Source organism: Neptunicoccus cionae, from assembly GCF_002860325.1.
Classification (GTDB): Bacteria; Pseudomonadota; Alphaproteobacteria; order Rhodobacterales; family Rhodobacteraceae; genus Amylibacter; species Amylibacter lutimaris.
This window is the reverse complement of record NZ_PKOJ01000004.1, coordinates 78,521-95,332: the sequence shown is the minus strand read 5'-3', so window position 1 is coordinate 95,332 and position 16,812 is coordinate 78,521. Positions and strand designations below refer to the sequence as shown.

The 16,812-nt window shown below is 56.5% G+C and carries 17 protein-coding genes; 7 read left to right on the top strand and 10 right to left on the bottom strand.

Features of this window, described 5'->3' with window-relative positions; genetic code table 11:
* Positions 1–2: 2 nt before the first annotated feature.
* The 9 genes from C0U40_RS11140 to C0U40_RS11100 all read right to left on the bottom strand — a co-directional run bounded on the left by C0U40_RS11140 (position 3) and on the right by C0U40_RS11100 (position 9,520).
* Positions 3–1,040 carry a histone deacetylase family protein gene (locus tag C0U40_RS11140; RefSeq protein ID WP_101655866.1) on the bottom strand — a complete coding sequence of 346 codons (1,038 nt, stop codon included), beginning with the start codon at positions 1,038–1,040 and terminating at the stop codon, positions 3–5.
* Positions 1,041–1,106: 66 nt separating this feature from the next.
* On the bottom strand, positions 1,107–2,141 hold the full coding sequence (locus C0U40_RS11135; protein WP_101655865.1) for an extracellular solute-binding protein: 1,035 nt from the start codon (positions 2,139–2,141) through the stop codon (positions 1,107–1,109).
* A gap of 25 nt (positions 2,142–2,166) precedes the next feature.
* Positions 2,167–2,976 carry an ABC transporter permease gene (locus tag C0U40_RS11130; RefSeq protein WP_101655864.1) on the bottom strand — a complete coding sequence of 270 codons (810 nt, stop codon included), beginning with the start codon at positions 2,974–2,976 and terminating at the stop codon, positions 2,167–2,169.
* A gap of 3 nt (positions 2,977–2,979) precedes the next feature.
* A complete protein-coding gene (locus tag C0U40_RS11125; RefSeq protein ID WP_101655863.1) occupies positions 2,980–3,909 on the bottom strand; it encodes an ABC transporter permease in 930 nt (309 codons plus the stop codon).
* Positions 3,909–5,000, bottom strand: a complete 1,092-nt coding sequence (locus tag C0U40_RS11120; protein ID WP_101655862.1) for an ABC transporter ATP-binding protein — start codon at positions 4,998–5,000, stop codon at positions 3,909–3,911. The genes C0U40_RS11125 and C0U40_RS11120 overlap by 1 nt, the downstream gene beginning before the upstream one ends.
* A gap of 227 nt (positions 5,001–5,227) precedes the next feature.
* A complete protein-coding gene (locus C0U40_RS11115; protein ID WP_101655861.1) occupies positions 5,228–7,297 on the bottom strand; it encodes an NAD(P)-binding protein in 2,070 nt (689 codons plus the stop codon).
* Positions 7,298–7,388: 91 nt separating this feature from the next.
* Positions 7,389–8,339: a LysR family transcriptional regulator gene (locus C0U40_RS11110; protein ID WP_101655860.1), complete on the bottom strand. Its 951-nt coding sequence runs from the start codon at positions 8,337–8,339 to the stop codon at positions 7,389–7,391.
* A gap of 93 nt (positions 8,340–8,432) precedes the next feature.
* Positions 8,433–9,107: a DUF1028 domain-containing protein gene (locus C0U40_RS11105; protein ID WP_101655859.1), complete on the bottom strand. Its 675-nt coding sequence runs from the start codon at positions 9,105–9,107 to the stop codon at positions 8,433–8,435.
* Positions 9,104–9,520 (bottom strand): RidA family protein, encoded by a 417-nt coding sequence (locus tag C0U40_RS11100; RefSeq protein WP_101655858.1) that lies wholly within the window; start codon positions 9,518–9,520, stop codon positions 9,104–9,106. The genes C0U40_RS11105 and C0U40_RS11100 overlap by 4 nt, the downstream gene beginning before the upstream one ends.
* A gap of 268 nt (positions 9,521–9,788) precedes the next feature.
* Here C0U40_RS11100 and C0U40_RS11095 point away from each other — a divergent pair, with 268 nt between their 5' ends.
* From C0U40_RS11095 to C0U40_RS11085, 3 genes are all read left to right on the top strand, one after another.
* On the top strand, positions 9,789–11,063 hold the full coding sequence (locus C0U40_RS11095) for a flavin-containing monooxygenase (RefSeq protein ID WP_101655857.1): 1,275 nt from the start codon (positions 9,789–9,791) through the stop codon (positions 11,061–11,063).
* Between the two features lie 61 nt (positions 11,064–11,124).
* Positions 11,125–11,535: an MbcA/ParS/Xre antitoxin family protein gene (locus C0U40_RS11090; protein ID WP_101655856.1), complete on the top strand. Its 411-nt coding sequence runs from the start codon at positions 11,125–11,127 to the stop codon at positions 11,533–11,535.
* 20 nt (positions 11,536–11,555) lie between these two features.
* Positions 11,556–12,236, top strand: coding sequence for an RES family NAD+ phosphorylase (locus tag C0U40_RS11085; RefSeq protein WP_286134916.1), 681 nt, complete (start codon positions 11,556–11,558; stop codon positions 12,234–12,236).
* Between the two features lie 7 nt (positions 12,237–12,243).
* On the opposite strand, the gene C0U40_RS11080 is transcribed toward C0U40_RS11085, so the two are convergent.
* On the bottom strand, positions 12,244–12,666 hold the full coding sequence (locus C0U40_RS11080) for an Lrp/AsnC family transcriptional regulator (protein ID WP_101655854.1): 423 nt from the start codon (positions 12,664–12,666) through the stop codon (positions 12,244–12,246).
* Positions 12,667–12,819: 153 nt separating this feature from the next.
* Here C0U40_RS11080 and C0U40_RS11075 point away from each other — a divergent pair, with 153 nt between their 5' ends.
* The 4 genes from C0U40_RS11075 to C0U40_RS11060 all read left to right on the top strand — a co-directional run bounded on the left by C0U40_RS11075 (position 12,820) and on the right by C0U40_RS11060 (position 16,775).
* Positions 12,820–13,884, top strand: coding sequence for a saccharopine dehydrogenase family protein (locus tag C0U40_RS11075; protein ID WP_101655853.1), 1,065 nt, complete (start codon positions 12,820–12,822; stop codon positions 13,882–13,884).
* 121 nt (positions 13,885–14,005) lie between these two features.
* Positions 14,006–14,758, top strand: coding sequence for a FadR/GntR family transcriptional regulator (locus C0U40_RS11070; protein WP_101655852.1), 753 nt, complete (start codon positions 14,006–14,008; stop codon positions 14,756–14,758).
* The gene (gene denD / locus C0U40_RS11065) at positions 14,755–15,729 is read left to right on the top strand and encodes a D-erythronate dehydrogenase (protein ID WP_101655851.1); all 975 of its coding nucleotides are present in this window, start codon (positions 14,755–14,757) and stop codon (positions 15,727–15,729) included. The genes C0U40_RS11070 and denD overlap by 4 nt, the downstream gene beginning before the upstream one ends.
* A gap of 74 nt (positions 15,730–15,803) precedes the next feature.
* Positions 15,804–16,775 (top strand): TRAP transporter substrate-binding protein, encoded by a 972-nt coding sequence (locus C0U40_RS11060; RefSeq protein ID WP_101655850.1) that lies wholly within the window; start codon positions 15,804–15,806, stop codon positions 16,773–16,775.
* Positions 16,776–16,812: the final 37 nt, after the last annotated feature.

Genomic DNA, 16,812 nt, shown 5'->3' with positions numbered 1-16,812 from the left:
CCCTATTTTCCTTGCTCTGAAATGAAACCCTGCAACACGTTTACTGCGTTCACACCGATTTCTTCCACATCATAACCGCCTTCCATAATAAAATGGGTTGGCAATCCTGCACGGGCAATGTCTGCGCCCATCGTGGTGAAATCCCCGCTTTTAAGCTTGAAGAAGCTGATCGGATCATTCTCAAACGTGTCCACGCCAAGCGAATCAATCAGAACATCGGGCCCATAGTCTGCGATCCGGTCCAACCCTTTTGATAGCGCAGATTGCCATATCTCGAAGGGGGTGGCGGGAGGCATCGGATAGTTAACGTTATAACCGTCACCTTTGCCTTCTCCGGTCTCGTCAGCGTGGCCGAGATGATAAGGGAAGGTTTCCAGTGGATCACCGTGCAACGATACAAAAAGCACGTCATCGCGTGTGTAAAAGATATCCTGTGTTCCGTTGCCGTGGTGGAAATCCACATCCAGTATTGCGACCCGCTTGGCGCCTGTATCCAGATAGTACTGGGCCGCAATCGCAGCATTGTTCAAAAAACAATAGCCGCCATACATGTCCGCAGTTGCGTGATGCCCCGGTGGACGGCAGAGCGAAAAGACACTTCCCGCGCCCTTGTTGATCCGGTCAGCCCCCGTCAGCGCGACTTGCGCACTGGCATAGGCTGCCTCCCATGTGCCGTCCGTCAGGCTGGTTTCGCCTGCCAGTGCGTAATAGCCGATCTGACCTTCAATGAAATTGGGCCGCTTGTCCGACATCCGGCGCCCGACCCATGTTGTGGGCATCGCCTCCCCTTTGAAACCTGCCTCGGACCAGCGGTTCCATGCGGTTTGCAGAAATTCGACAAAATCCGGTTTGTGGATGGCAAGGATCGGGTCCAGCCCGAAATCCTGCGGATCGCTGACCGGTCCGAGTGCAACGTCCCGAACCCGGTTGATCACATATTCAGCGCGGCTCGGCCGTTCGTGGGGTTGCACAAGTTCGCCGCCAAACAATTCTGTTTTGGCGTCCCGCAACCTGTGTTTTTCCGTGAATATGGTTTCCATTGCTTGTCCTTCGCAAATGAAAAAAGCGCGGGCCATGACTGTGACAACCCGCGCTTCAACTGTGATTTACTTCTTCAGGTTGGTCCAGATCTTATCGTAAACCGCCTGAGTTTCCGCGTCGCAGGCCTCTACAAAAACACCTTCAATACCGGCTGGCGGGTTGCTTTCGTGCATGGATGCCAGTTCCGGATCAATGAACTCTGCAGTGCCTTCGACCACATCGGTATAGCGGGCAAAGTTTGTAACCTGCGCGATGTTTTCCGGCTCAAGCAGGAAGTCCATGAACTTTAGCGCATTTTCGCGGTTAGGCGCATCTTTCAGCAGGACAACACTGTCCATCCAGTTCACCCAGCCCTGTTTCGGGTAGGCGTATTTCAACGTTTCGCGGGTCTCGCGGGCTTTGGCGGCGTAGCCGTTGAAGATCATGCCAGCCACAACATCACCGGCGGCAAGAACCTCTTTCGCTGTATCAGAGTTGAAAGAGGCCCAATGGGGTTTGGCTGCTTGCAGCATGTCGTTCAGCGCCTTGAGCTGATCGCGATCGGTCGAACACTGGGGAATACCCATATGGACCGCCGCCAGTGCCAGAACCTCGCCCTGACTGTCCAGAACGTTGATTTTGCCGTGCAGTTCCTCGGGGGGATTGAAGATGATGTCGGTGGAATCAATATCCCCGGTGTATTCTGCCGTATCTACGGAAAAGCTGGTTGTGCCGCCCTGATAAGGGATGGAGTGTTTCAAGCCGGGGTCATAAGCGGGATCGGTAAAGGCAGCCTTAACGTTGCCAATGTTTGAGAGTTCACCGGACGCGATTTCATCTGCCAGCCCTTCTCCGATCAGGATAGAGACCATGTAATCGGTTGGAACCGCGACGTCATATGTGCCAATGGCGCCCGCTTTCAGCGTGGCAAGCATGGCCTCGTTGGAGTCGTAAGTGTCCATGATGACTTCCACGTCGTGTTCCTTGCTGAACTTGTCGAGCAAATCCTGTGGAATGTATTCAAACCAGTGATAGATGGCCAGTTTGCCCTCTGCCTGCGCGCCTGTAGCGCCCATCAAAAGCGCCGTGGCAGCGGCGGTGGTTGTAAGTAGTTTTTTCATTTTTTGTCTCCACTGTTGGTGTTGGTTAGGAAGTTTTGTCTGTTCGGCTTACGAGGTAGGAAATCAGAACCATCAGGACGGAAAAGCCCAGAAGCATGGTTGAAATGGCCATGATATTCGGTTTGATGCCCTGCTTGACCGCCCCGAAAATCGCGGTGGGCAGGGTTTCCACTCCGGCCCCTTTGACGAAGTTGGTGATGATGAAATCATCAAGGGAAATGATAAAAGCCAGTAGAAAACCGGAAATAATACCCGGCAGCATCAAGGGCAGCAGGATCTTGGTAAAGGCCTGCCGTTTCGTGGCGTAAAGGTCTTGCGCGGCCTGTTCATAACTGTCCTCGATCCCCTGCATCCGTGCGGAAATCGGCAAATAGGCGAAGGGAATGCAAAATGCGATATGGGCCAGCAGGATCGTCAGCAATCCCCGATCGAAGCCGATGGAATTAAAGAAGATCAATGTGGCTACGGCGGTGACAATTTCGGGCACCATAAGGGGCAGGGAAATCAGCCCGAAAGACCACGCCCGCAGCCGGAATTTCCCGCCACGCACCATCGCTGTCGCGGCAAGCGTTGCGATGGCTGTTGCAAGCGTTGCCGCAATGATCGCAATAACAAAACTGTTTCGCGCGGCGGTTTTGAACTTTGCGCTTTCGGGCCCTGTAAAGACATCAACGTACCAGCGGAACGAAAACCCTTCCCAGACCGCAATCGAAGCCGAAGCGTTTAGACTGTATATCGCCACTACAATTAAGGGTGCGTAGAGTACGAAAAGGCACAGCAGTGTGATCTGCAAAAAGCCGGGGTAGGATTTAATATCATACCTTTTATGGGTCATGGATCAGCCCGCCTCTTTGTCGCTGCGGGCCTGCGCCCGTGCGTAGATTACCAGAATGATCAGCACCATCGTCAGTAGGATCATCGATGCCGCCGCGCCAAAGGGCCAGTTCCCCGCGTTGCCTTTGAACTGCTCTTCGATCAGGGATCCGATCATGAAGTTTTTCGCGCCGCCCAGCAGGTCGGGCGCCAGAAACGATCCAAGCGAGGGCACAAATACAAGGATACACCCTGCCACTACCCCGGGTTTTACGGCGGGCAGAAGGATGTGACGCAGGGTGATCCACTTGTTGGCATATAGGTCTGCGGCTGCTTCGCTCAGCGTAAAGTTATAGCGTTCCACTGCGGCATAGATCGGCAGCACCATGAACGGCAGGTAGGAATAGAACAGCCCGACCTGAACCGCGAAATTGGTGTTGATCATATGAATAGGGGCATCCACCAGACCTGTCGTCATCAGAAAGGAATTCAACGGCCCTTCGTCGCGCAACAGGAAGCGCATGGATACCGTGCGGATCAGCAGGTTCACCCAATACGGGATCGTAATAAGAAAGACCCAGATCACCCGTTGTTTTTCGGGACGGGTCGCAATGAAATAAGCAGTTGGAAAACCAATGACGAGGCTGAGAATAGTTGCCGCACCGGCCTGCCAGATCGAGCGCCAGAAGATCGCAATATAGGTCCATTCGATTTTTGCGGGATCATCCCCGAACAGGCCGCGGTCAAAGAAAAACTGGTCATAGGCCGCAAGGGAAAATTCCCAGATCACACCGCCCCTGAATTCTTTCGTCAGAAAGGAATAGACCAGCATCAACAGGACCGGTGCCAGCACCAGAATGCCAAGCGTGACCCAGGCAGGCAGCAACAGCCAGTTGCGGGCCTCTTTGTATGTGTCTGTGACGGCGTTGCCGCCCGAAGTTGCTCCGCCTGCCATCAGTCCACCAGAAGCCGAGCGGCCCCATGCTCCATGTTCACATAAACCGGTGTACCCGGATCAAAAATGCGCTGGTTTCCCCGTTCGGAATTTGAAGTGCGGATGATGATTTCGGGGCCGCCTGCCAGATCGACCAGCGTCGTGATGTCCGTGCCGACAAAAATGTTTTCGCGTACGCTAGCTTTCAGTGCATTCCCGGCATCCGGTGTTGCTGTCAGGAACAATCGCTCCGGTCGGACGGACAGATGCACTTTGGAACCGGCGGAGACCTCTTCAACAGACGGGCAGGTCAGAGCGTGCCCTCCGCCCAGATGACAGATGGCCTGCCCGCTTTCTATCCGGTCAACAGAAACGTCCAGAAGGTTGGTTTCGCCGATGAAATCGGCCACGAACATGTTGCACGGCCTTTCATAGATATCCCGCGCATCCCCCAATTGCTGCAATTCGCCCGATGACATGACAGCAATCCGGTCTGACATGGTCAGGGCTTCTTCCTGATCGTGAGTCACAAAAATAAAGGTAATGCCGGTTTCCCGTTGCAGATGCTTCAGTTCCAGTTGCATGGCCTTGCGCAGCTTCAGGTCGAGCGCAGAGAGAGGTTCGTCCAGCAGCAGAACCTTTGGCTGCGGGGCCAGCGCGCGGGCCAGTGCAACCCTTTGTTGCTGTCCGCCCGAAAGCTGCGAGGGTTTGCGTCCTGCAAATTGGGAAAGCTGCACCAGTTCCAGCATTTCGCCCGCACGCTTTCGGGCATCCGCTTTGGAATTGCCACGCATTTGCAGCCCGAATGCCACATTGTCGAGCACGGTTTTATGAGGGAACAGCGCGTAGTTTTGAAAGACAGTATTTACAGGGCGTTTGTGGGGCGGCAGGCCTTCGATTTCCTCACCGTAAAGAAAGATTGCCCCTTCGGTCACATCCTCAAATCCGGCGATCATCCGCAACAGAGTTGTCTTGCCACAGCCCGACGGGCCAAGCAGTGTGAAAAATTCATTGTCCTTGATCGACAGAGAAATGGTTTTTAACGCGGTGAAATCGCCATACCGCTTTACAGCGTTGCGGACTTCAATGGCGTTGGGTTGTTCTAAAGACACAGGCGCTCCCCGGTGGCGGTGGTGTTGGACAGGACAGTAAGAGAGCCTTCGAACCTTGGTAAGAATTGTCTCCCTCAGTTGATATTAGGGAAATCCTAATGCGAGAATTATAAGCGGAAATTGCATGCAACTGCCTGTATTTTAACACTTTTGAAAAGCGGAAATGGACCGGATTCGCGCCGCTGGCAAATCGGCAGGAGGTAAAATACCCCCCGCCGTAAGAGTTCTCAGCCGATAGCCAGTTCGGTGATCTCCCGGCGGAACGGAAGGGCATCTCCGATGTCCTCTCCGTCCAGTTCCCGTGCATAGCGGTGACCGGCATATGTGGCCCATGCAATCGGGCCGGGGGCATTGGCATCCCCGATCAGTTCAACCGATTTGATCCCCGCATCTGCCCATTCGGATTCCCGTGCTTTCAAGGCGTGGTAAAGTTCGTTATTTTCCAGCTTGCTGGCCACCATGACCACAGACCCGCAGTCAAAATTTTGCTCAGTGCCAGTGTAGACGCAGTCGGACACCACATGATCCGCTTCAATCCGGATGACACCGCGGTTTAGTACGACGTTAACACCCATCCCCGCCAGCTTCTTGTGGATCGCATGCTGTTCCAGCGTGTTTACCGTCCAGTCCGACAGATAGGCCGAAGGAGTTATAATCGTAACGTCACAACCCGCGTTGACCAAGAGTTCGGCCAGAACGCCGCCCATGTAGTAGTGATCATCATCATAGATCACGACTTTCCCCGAAGGAATTTTCCCGTCCATGATGTGATCGGGCGTATAGACCGGCATGTCCCCGTTGATAGGCATTGGTACAACATGCTGGCGGCTGACACCGTCTTCCCGCCACTTGGCACCGGTTGCTACACAGATGTTTTCAAAGCCGAACTCCAGAATACCTTCGGCATCCAGTGGACTGTCAAAATAGGTTTCCACATTCGGTTTCTGGCTGATCTGGTATTCGCGGTAATCCACCACACGACCCCAAGCACTCAGGCCCGGAAGCTGGCGTTCGCGGGCAACGCGACCGCCCAGAACCGTTTTGGCTTCGGCCAGCGCCACATCATACCCCCTCTCCGCCAAAGCGCGGGTCGCTTCCAGTCCTGCGGGACCAGAGCCTACGACCAATACGGAACTGCTGCCCCCTTTGGCGTTCATCTGTTCGGGATGCCAGCCTTTGCGCCATTCCTCCATAAAGGTCGGGTTCTGTGTGCAACGGCTGATAGACATGGTCATGTCGCCGGTGATGCAGATATTGCAGCCGATACATTCGCGGATGTCCTCAATCCGGCCTTCTTCGATCTTTTTGGGCAGGAACGGGTCGGCAATGGACGGGCGAGCGCAGCCGATAAAATCCAGTGTGCCGCTTCGGATCGTCTTGGCCATAACATCTGGCGATGTGAACCGTCCGACCCCGACGATCGGTTTGTCGGTCAGATCATGTATCCCCCGCACCAGTTGTTCCTGCGCGGCCTCCTCCTTGAAACGGGACGGGCCGGAGCAATCCTCCCACGTGCCTTGTGCCAGATCCCAAAGGTCTGGCAGATCACGGTTCATCTCGATAAAGTCGCGCACTTCGGCGTTGGAAAAGCCGAGATCCCCGATGGTTTCATCCAGACTGACCCGCAGGGTGATCCCCATCGTATCGCCCACCGCATCGCGCATATCCGAGATCACCTCGTTCACGAAACGCGCTCGGTTTTCAAGGCTGCCGCCGTATTCATCAGAGCGCTGGTTGGTGGCACGGCTCAGAAAGTGCTGAAAGATGCCAAAGCCGTGCGCCCCGTAAAGGCAGATCAGATCAAAGCCCGCGTCTTTGGAGCGTTTCGCCGCATTCACAAACCAGCGCCGCAGGTCGCGTATGTCTGATTTGTCGAGCGCGCGGGCCTGTACCGGATCATTAGTAAAGGTGCGGATCGGCATGGCCGACACCGCAAGCGGCACTTCCTTACTGTAAAGGTTCGGACCGTTGATACCGGAATAAGCCAGTTGGATGCCCGCAAGCGCGCCGTGTTCCTTCATCTTTTCCGACATTTTGCGCAACTGGGGAATGTCCTTGTCTTCCCAAAGGCGCAACTCGATAAAGGGGGTAATTTCCGATGTGTGGTGCATCTCGCATTGTTCGGTAAAGACCACGCCCCAGCCGCCTTGGGATTTGATCCCGCGCATCGCTGCCGCTGCCGACGGATCGCGATAGCCGCCGCCGTTACAATGGGGCACCTGATAAAAGCGGTTCTTGGATGTTACGGGGCCGATATCCATCGGCTCAAACAGAATATCATAACGGGGATCGCGCACGGGCACCTCCTTAGGCTGCAATTGCGCGCAGATTAGCCTTGGCGAGAAGCGGGCAACAGTCTGGCTTGCAAAACCGCTGCTTAGGCCGCGCCTAATCTGCTTTCATAGCGTCTTTGGAAGTGACGTTCAGACCGGGCAGGCGACCGTCGCGGTATTCGGTCAGGCAGTGCTGTATGAAGGCGCGGATCACACTGGCACTGTCCGCATCTTTTGAAGCCAATAGCCCGAGTTGCATCGGACGGGCTTCGCCGTTGAGCGGAACAAAACACAAGGGTTTGCCATCCGGTGACAGATCGTTCAGCGGGCGCACGTTGGCGATGGAGAAGCCGAAACCGTTGGCTACGAGGCTCCGCATTACCGCCATGTCCCTTGTACGTTCCGTCACTTTCGGCTTGGTTCCGGAGGCGCCGAAAAACGACAGGAAATATTCCGAACTGAACGGCAGGTCCAGCAGGACCATCGGGTAGGGCAGCAGATCTTCGACGCTGACACTGGCGCGCACCGCCAGCGGATGATCAGGCTTCAGGATTGCATAAGGGGGCAGGGTGGCGATTGGCTGGAATTTAAGATCGCTCGGCAGATCAAGGTCGTAAGTGAGCGCAATGTCGATTTCGCCGCGCCGTAACTTGCTGAAAATCTGCGCCTGATCCAGTTCGTGCTGGGTGACGCGCACATCGGGAAACAACGCCTCGAAACTGGCACGCAGGGCAGGGACCACCATTTGCGCAAAGGTCAGCAGAACACCGATGGAAAGCGGGCCTTGCACATTGCCCGACACATCCGCCGCCAGATCTACCAGCTTTTCGGCATTGTCGAGCACCAGCTTGGCCTGCTTCATCATCTCGCGCCCAGCCAGCGTCAGGGACAAGCCTTGTGCATGCTGGCGCACAAACAAGGGCAGGCCGAACTCTTTTTCAAGCTGGTTCACAGCCGCAGAGATAGACGGTGAGGACACATTCACCTTCTCGGCAGCCATTGCAATACTTCCCATTTCACCAACGGCGACGAAGTATTCAAGCTGGCGCAGGGTGAATCTCAGCATGGGGTTTCCAGTCTTCAAACGCTGCGGCGTGCAGCGGGTATTCCCCTGTTATAAGGGCAGGATTTTGCGAGGGGAAGACACCGCTTTAACGGTTTAATCGTCACCCGGCACCCCGTAGGACGGGGCCTCGCGCGGATCAAGTGCCCGCTGCACGTAAGCGTCCAACTGGGGTTTATAGATGTCCCAAGCGGTGGCGATATTTTCAATCGGGCAATCTTCTGTCCAGTCGCAGCGCAGATCGGCCACAGGCCAGCTGACCTTATCCACTATCATCATTCCGGCGGAATGAACTGGTCCGGCCTCTCCGCCGGCAGCGAGACCTGCCCGCATCGCCGCGATCAGACGGTCCCCGATATGGCCCGTTGCTGCAAGATAGCCGTCCACGATGGCCTGTGGCACCGTGTCATTGGCCAAAAGATTGCCCCCGGAGGCAACATTTTCGGTTATTGCCTGTGTCCAGATGCCAAGAGAGTTCGGGCCGGAATGAATGGCCGTGCGCCCCTCATAATCCACGGCGAGCACTTGTCTGTATTCGATGAACTTCCCCCGCGCCTTAACCTGATCGATTGCCTTTTCCGCGCCAAGCCCTTGCCCCATCAGATCAAGCGTAAGGGGGCCGAGGCTCGGGTCGGTGACATTCTGTGTGGCGACCGCCCCGACACCGGAGCGGGCATAAGAACACCGCGCCGCAACGGCCGGAGAGGATGAAGAAATGGCAACACCGAACATGCCGGTATCAGGACAGCGGGCAACAAGCGAAAAGGTCATTCCGGTATCACCGCTGTGCCGTCGATTTCCACCAGCCATTCGGGCCGCGCCAGCGCCTGCACGACAAGACCGGTCGACACCGGATGCACCCCTTTGATGTATTCGCCCATTGTGCGGTAAACCGCCTCGCGGTGGCGCACGTCTGTGATGTAGACAACCACTTTGACCAGATGCTCCATCTCGCCGCCGGCTTCCTGAATAAGCTGGCGGATGTTCTGCATTACCTTATGGGTCTGTTCGACCGGATCGTGACTGTCGATGTTTTTGGCATCGTCCAGATTTTGCGGGCATTGTCCTCGCAGCCAGACGGTTTTGCCGCCCTGAGTGATCACAGCCTGACACAGATCATTGTCGAGTTTCTGTTCTGGGTAGGTGTCCGAGGTGTTGAATTTGCGAATACGTGTGTGGGCCATGAGAGATCCTCTGCAACTGACGGGCGGGGACGGGTTCACCCGTACCCCTGCGCACTATGGCCCCAGCAATATGTGAATATCCAGCGGCGAAAAGTACGGAGTGCCTCAGCCCCGATTAGCTGTTGCCTAATCCGGTCCGGCATATTGAACCCAATGTTGTGAGTCGATTTAGCCTCTGCCTAAGCAATGCTGCGAGATTTACTGTTTTTCAGCTTCCGACCGGCCCCCTAGGGTGCCTTCATTGCCAAAAAGGACAAAGGATTCCGGAATGCCCGTAGAAAAGACAGACACATTGGTTGTTGGTGCCGGTCAGGCCGGAATCGCGATGAGCGAACATCTCGGTGCTCTGGGGGTGGATCACATTGTTCTGGAGCGGGACCGCATTGCCGAACGCTGGCGTACAGGGCGGTGGGATTCGCTGGTGGCCAACGGCCCCGCATGGCACGACCGCTTCCCGAACCGCGATTTTGAAGGCTGTGACCCTGAAGCCTTTGTGCCCAAAGAAGGTGTCGCGGATTATTTTGTGGACTATGCCAAGCAGATCAACGCCCCTGTGCGCTGTGGCGTCGAAGTGCATCGTGCACGCCGCACGGCTGACGGTTCCGCCTTTCTGGTCCAGACCAGTGCAGGAGAGATTGAAACCAAACGGATCGTCGCTGCGACCGGACCGTTTCAGAAACCGCTGATCCCGCAACTGGTGCCTCAAAGCGCGGGGCTGACGCAAATCCACTCTCACGATTACCGCAATCCCAATCAGATGCCGCAAGGAGCTGTCATGGTGGTCGGGGCCGGATCGTCCGGTGCGCAAATCGCAGAAGAACTGATGGACTCGGGGCGCAAGGTTTACCTGTCTGTCGGGCCGCACGACCGCCCGCCGCGCAGCTATCGGGGGCGGGATTTCGTCTGGTGGCTCGGCGTGCTGGGCAAATGGGATATGCAGACCCCGGGCCCGGGAACCGAACATGTCACCATCGCTGTCAGCGGGGCCAAGGGCGGCAAAACCGTGGATTTCCGGCGGTTCGCCGCGGGTGGAATGCAGCTTGTCGGGCGCACAGAACGGTTTGAGAATGGCAAGCTGCACTTTGCCCCTGATCTCGTCGATAATATTGCGCGGGGTGATGCCAACCACGCTTCGGTTCTGGATGAGGCGGACGCCTATGTGACGCGCCACGGGCTCGACCTGCCCGAAGATCTGCAAGAGCGTAAATGCTGGCCTGATCCGGACTGCCTGACCAACCCGATCACGGAACTGGATCTGGCCGAGGCTGGAATTACGTCGATCATCTGGGCCACCGGATTTTCGGTGGACTATGGCTGGCTTAAAATTGACGCCTTTGACGACAATGGCAAACCGATCCACCAGCGCGGTGTCTCACCCGAGCGGGGCGTCTATTTTGTCGGCTTGCCGTGGCAATCCCGTCGCGGATCTTCCTTTATCTGGGGGGTCTGGCATGATGCAAAGTATGTGGCGGATCAAATCGCGATACAGCGGGCCTATGACGCCTATCGTCCGCCAGAAACGCTGGCGGCGAAGGCGGGTTAGAACAGCGGCCCTTGCCAAATGGCAGCATATGCGCTATATGATGCCATAAAGGAGTTCCGCCATGGCGTTGCACCCGTTGGAAACCAAAGCGCAGGATTTTGCGCCCGACCCAATCACCGATGCCGAGGCCGCAGCGATGTTGCGCGCGACCCTGACCCTGTTTGAAAAATGGGGCGTGATTGATGACGAAGCCGCGACCCTGCTGGACCTTCCGGTGCGAACTTATCGCCGCTGGAAGGCGGGCCAGCCCGGACGTCTGGACCGGGACACGCGGGCGCGTCTGTCCAACCTTCTTGGCATCCACAAAGTCCTGCGCCTGCTGTTCAGCGAACCGCAGCGGGGCTATGACTGGATCAAAGCCGGAAATGCAGCGTTCAACGGAAAATCTGCACTTTCTGTCATGCTGGGGGGGGAGCTGACAGACCTGATGCGGGTGCGCCGCTACCTTGATGCAGAGCGCGGCGCCTGGTGATTTCGCCGCAGGATGTACCCGTGAACCGGATTGACTGGACCGGCGCGGTGCGGATCATCCGCAGCGTTTATCCCCCGATTGACCTGTTTGAAGACATCGCCGCCCCCGAGGACTGGCCGCTGTTGATCTCTGCAGAACAGAAAACCAATCCCCGCCTGATGGAAACCATCGGCAATCTCGATCTGATCCCGCCCGACCGTCGTGTCGGGGGGCAGGGGGCCAGCTATCTGATGGCCCCTTTCACCCATACTAGCACCGACCGTCCCAGCCGGTTTTCAGACGGTCGCCGCGGTGTGCTTTATGTTGCGAGCGATTTTGAAACGGCGGTTTACGAAACAATCCACCACCACGCGCGGTTCATGGCGGCGACGGCACAACCGGCGGGCTGGACATCCCAATTCCGTGAATTGGTTTTAGATGTACACGCCGAACTTTACGACTTGCGCGGGCAGGGGGCAGATGCGCTGCTTAACCCTGACAGCTATCAGGCGGCGCAGAGATTCGGCGCAGCGGTGCGGGCAGCGGGCGGTGAAGGTGTCGCCTACCCGAGCGTGCGCGGTGAAGGCGATTGCGCCGGATTGTTTTTCCCAGATCTGGCAGACCCTCCGGTGCAGGGGCGGCATCTGGACTATCACTGGAATGGAACCACCGTTGATCTTATTCGCGATGCGGGCAACGGCACAGTGTTTCGGGTGGACTGACCCAGAGCTAGCGGGCCACCGTCATCAGGCGAATATGGCTTTGGGTTTGGGCCACATCCTTGATCGCGCGAATTTTGTCGAGCAAACTGTCCAGCTCCCGCAGGGAGCCGGTGCGCAATTCCACCACCAGATCAAACTCGCCGCTTAGGGTGGAAATATCCATCACCCCTTCGATCCGCTTCAACGCTGCGATGGCAAGTTTTCCATCATCTGCCGCCACGCGGATCAGGGTGAAAGCGCTGATCTGTTGATCCTGCTGCCCGTTACCAAGCTCTACTGTGAAGCGTTTGATAATCCCCTGATCCTGCATACGCCCGATCCGGTTCTGAACCGTGCCGCGTGACACCTTCAACTTCGCAGCAAGATCGCTTGCGCTTGTGCGGGCATCTTTGCCCAGAAGGGTCAAAAGCCTTTGATCTATTTCATCCATGCCGCGCCCTTTCAGTATAGCTTTGACATTATGTCACTATATTAGCGATTTGTCAGAAGTTTGTATCTTTTGTCTAACATCGCAATCTTTGACGCTGGGGTGGGAATACAGGCACGCGGGATACCCCCGCCCGAGACTCAAAGGACAGAACAAATGAAAAAAATTGCGGTTTTAGGATTGGGTAAAATCGGCACTCTGGCGGCAGAACTGCTTCACGATGCGGGGTTTACTGTCATCGCCCATGATCTGAGAACAGGAAAACACAACCTGCCGTTTGAAGTGCGTGCCACGGATGTTCAGGATGATGCCGCGATCAAATCGGCCTTCAACGATGTGGACGCGGTTCTGTCCTGCCTGCCCTACAACCTGAACGCCAAGCTGGCCCGCGCCGCGCTGACTGCGAATATCCATTACTTTGATCTGACTGAAGATGTGCCGACCACCAAGGCTATTCTGGAAATGTCAAAATCCTCCAACCGTTTGATGGCACCCCAATGCGGGTTGGCGCCGGGGTTCATCGGGATTGTCGGGGCCGACTTAATCTCGCGACTGGATGACTGCCGGTCCTGTAAAATGCGGGTCGGAGCGCTGCCGCAAAATCCGACGGGGTTGATGGGATATTCCTTTAACTGGTCGCCCGAAGGGGTGGTCAACGAATATCTGAACGACTGCGAAGTTCTGGAGAATGGCGAAATCAAATCCGTGTCCGCGATGGAGTGGATGGAAAAGCACTATATCAACGGGGTCGAGCTGGAAGCCTTCACCACATCCGGCGGGCTTGGAACCATGTGCGAGACCTACCTTGGGCGGGTGCCGAATATAGACTACAAGACCATGCGCTACCCGGGACATGCGGCGCAGATGAACTTTTTCTTTCACGAACTGCTGATGCGGGAGCGGCGTAAGGAAGCGGGCGAAATTCTTGTGAATGCCAAACCGCCGGTGCGCGATGATGTGGTTTACATACACGCCGCCGCTGAAGGGTGGCGCGACGGGGATCTGGCACGCGAGGAGTTTGTGCGCGCATACAAACCCCGAGAGCTGGCCGGTTCGACCCGCACCGCGATCGCATGGACCACAACCTGTTCGGTTGTGGCTGTGATTGAAATGGTGCGCGACGGAGCGTTGCCCCAAAGCGGTTTTCTGAAGCAGGAAGACATTCCGTTGGAAGCTTTCCTCGCCACCAGAACAGGCGCGATATTCCGTCAGGACGGCTAGCGGCCGCGTCCTTCGTAAAAACCTGAAACCCGTCCCCTGGAATCCGATTGACTCCTATCTGGTCTAGTGGTCTAATAACCGGACCAGTTGGGAGGCGACTGGTTTTTTCGGGAGGACACAAATGGGCGAGAACGCTTTACTAGCCGGACAGAATGCCCCTTTGGAAAAGGTAACGCACCGGTCTGTTAAAGATGAAGTGGCAGAGCGTTTCGCTACGCTTATTGCTTCTGGTGTGCTGAATGTTGGCGATGCCCTGCCAAGCGAACGGGAATTGGCCGCCACTATGGGTGTCAGCCGCGAGACCATCCGTGGCGCATTGCTAATCCTCTCCACCAAGGGAATCGTTTCAGTTGTTCAAGGGGCGCGAACCAAAGTCGTCTCGGATGATGTCGGGGGTCTCGGTCTGTCCGCCTTCTTTAGTGGCCGTGTCACGGATTACGCGCTGGAGGATGTGCACGAAGGTCGCCTGATGGTGGAAGAGCGTGTGGCCAGATTGGCTGCGCAACGTGTAGACGCCGCGACGATATCCGAACTTGAAAAGCTGATTGATAAACAAACCGCCGCCATGGGTGATCCGGTACGTTTTTTGATCGCAGACCGCGCGTTCCATACAACCATCTATCAATCCTGTGGTAATGCGGTTCTCTCAGACCTCGCCACGACTCTCTATTCTTACCAGTTGGACCACCGTCGCCGAGCAATCGGCGCAACCGGAGCTATCGCCCAAAGTATCGAGGACCACCGCGTTATCCTTGCTGCCCTGAAGGCAGGGGATGCAGATGCGCTGGCCGAAGGTTTGGGGATTCACGAAAGACGTATTTACGACAGCACGCGGGCCGTGCTTTCGACATCAGAACAGAAGGCATCAAAATGAAAGTCACAATCATTGGCGCAGCCGGCATGATCGGCCGCAAGCTGGCAGAACGTATCGCGCAAACAGGTGCGCTTGGCGGGCAGGGTGTAGATGCCCTGACGCTGGTGGACGTGGTTGCGCCAGACGTTGCAAGTGATTTCAATGGCCCGCGCGTGTCTTATGCTGCTGACCTGACCGAAGACGGAGTCGCTGCCAAGTTGGTCGCTGACAGGCCGGATGTAATCGTGCATCTCGCCGCGATTGTCTCCGGAGAGGCCGAGGCCGATATGGACAAAGGCTATCGCGTCAATCTGGACGGAACACGGGCGCTGCTGGAAGCCATTGCAGCACTGCCTGATTACTGTCCGCGCGTGATCTATGCGTCGTCACTGGCAGTGTTCGGCGCACCTTTCCCGACCAAGATTTCCGACGATTTCAACCTTACGCCGCTGACCAGTTACGGTACGCAAAAGGCGATGGGAGAGATGCTGCTGAACGATTATTCCCGCCGCGGCATTCTGGACGGCGTCGGCATCCGCTTTCCCACCATTTGCATCCGTCCGGGCAAGCCGAACAAGGCCGCTTCCGGCTTCTTTTCCGGTATATTGCGAGAACCTTTGAACGGTCAGGAAGCAATCCTGCCGGTTGACGATGATGTGCGTCACTGGTTCGCCAGCCCCCGCGCAGCTGTTGGTTATATCGAACATGCCGCATCCATGGATACGGTTCCGCTCGGGGCGCAGCGCTGCATGACCATGCCCGGCGTGTCTGCAACTGTGGCCGAACAGATCGAGGCCCTACGCGCCGTGGCCGGAGACGAGGCGGTTGCCCTGATCCGGCGTGAGCCCGATGCAACGATTGCTGGCATTGTCGCGGGATGGCCCCGTGATTTTGACACCGCACGCGCCCTTGAAGCGGGCTTTCGTGCCGAGAATTCTTTCGAGGAAATCATCAGGATTTATCTCGAGGATGAGATGGGCCAAACGGCCTGACTGGGAGAGGCGCGTTTGCATTGAACGGCGCGTCACAAAGACCCTAAGACTTTAATACCATTGGAGGAACCAACATGAAACACACAGTATTTGCCGTGGCAAGCGCGATCGCCGCGCTAAGCTTCACACCGGCACAGGCCGAACAATCCATCGTGATCGGCCACGCCCTGTCACCAACGTCCCACTACGGCGTTGGCGCAGATGCCTTCATCGCAAAACTCGAAGAACTTTCGGGTGGCGAGTTCACAGGCTCTCAAGCGCCTGCCGGTCAACTCGGCGGGGAGCGGGACATGATCGAGGGTCTGCAAATCGGTTCTATGGATGTGGTGATCACGTCCACAGGTCCGCTGGGCAACTTTGTACCGGAAGTTTTCGCGCTCGACCTGCCGTTCCTGTTCCGTGGCTATGACCACGCGCGCAAGGTGCTGGACGGTGAAATCGGTCAGGAACTGCTTGGCAAGATCGGAGAGAACCAGCTTGTCGGTCTTGCTTGGTCCGAAAACGGTTTCCGCCATGTGACCAACTCCAAACGCGCAGTGAAAACACCCGCCGATCTGGACGGTCTGAAGCTGCGCACCATGGAAAACAAGGTTCATATGGAAGCCTTCTCCGGCATGGGCGCATCACCGACCCCGATGGCTTTTCCTGAACTGTTCACAGCCCTGCAGCAAGGTGTTGTCGATGGTCAGGAAAACCCTGTGACCGTGATCACCTCTTCCAAGTTCTGGGAAGTGCAAAACCACGTTTCCCTGACCGGACACGTCTATTCTCCTGCGGTTGTTCTGGCCTCTCCGATCCTGATGGACGGTCTGACAGATGAGCAAAAAGGCTGGTTTGCAGAAGCTGCCAAAGCATCTGCTGCGGCAACCCGGGCGGAAGTGAACCGTCTGGAAGAAGCAGGCGTGGCCCTGCTGCGGGAAAACGGCATGGAAGTGATCACCGACGTGGATAAAGCGCCCTTCGCCAAACTGGCAGAGCCGGCTTACGCGGTTTACACCGACAAATACGGCACCGAGCTGGTAACCCGTATCCAGAACGTCGAATAACCCGATTTTTTGGCAGGCGCGGGTCAAAACCGCGCCT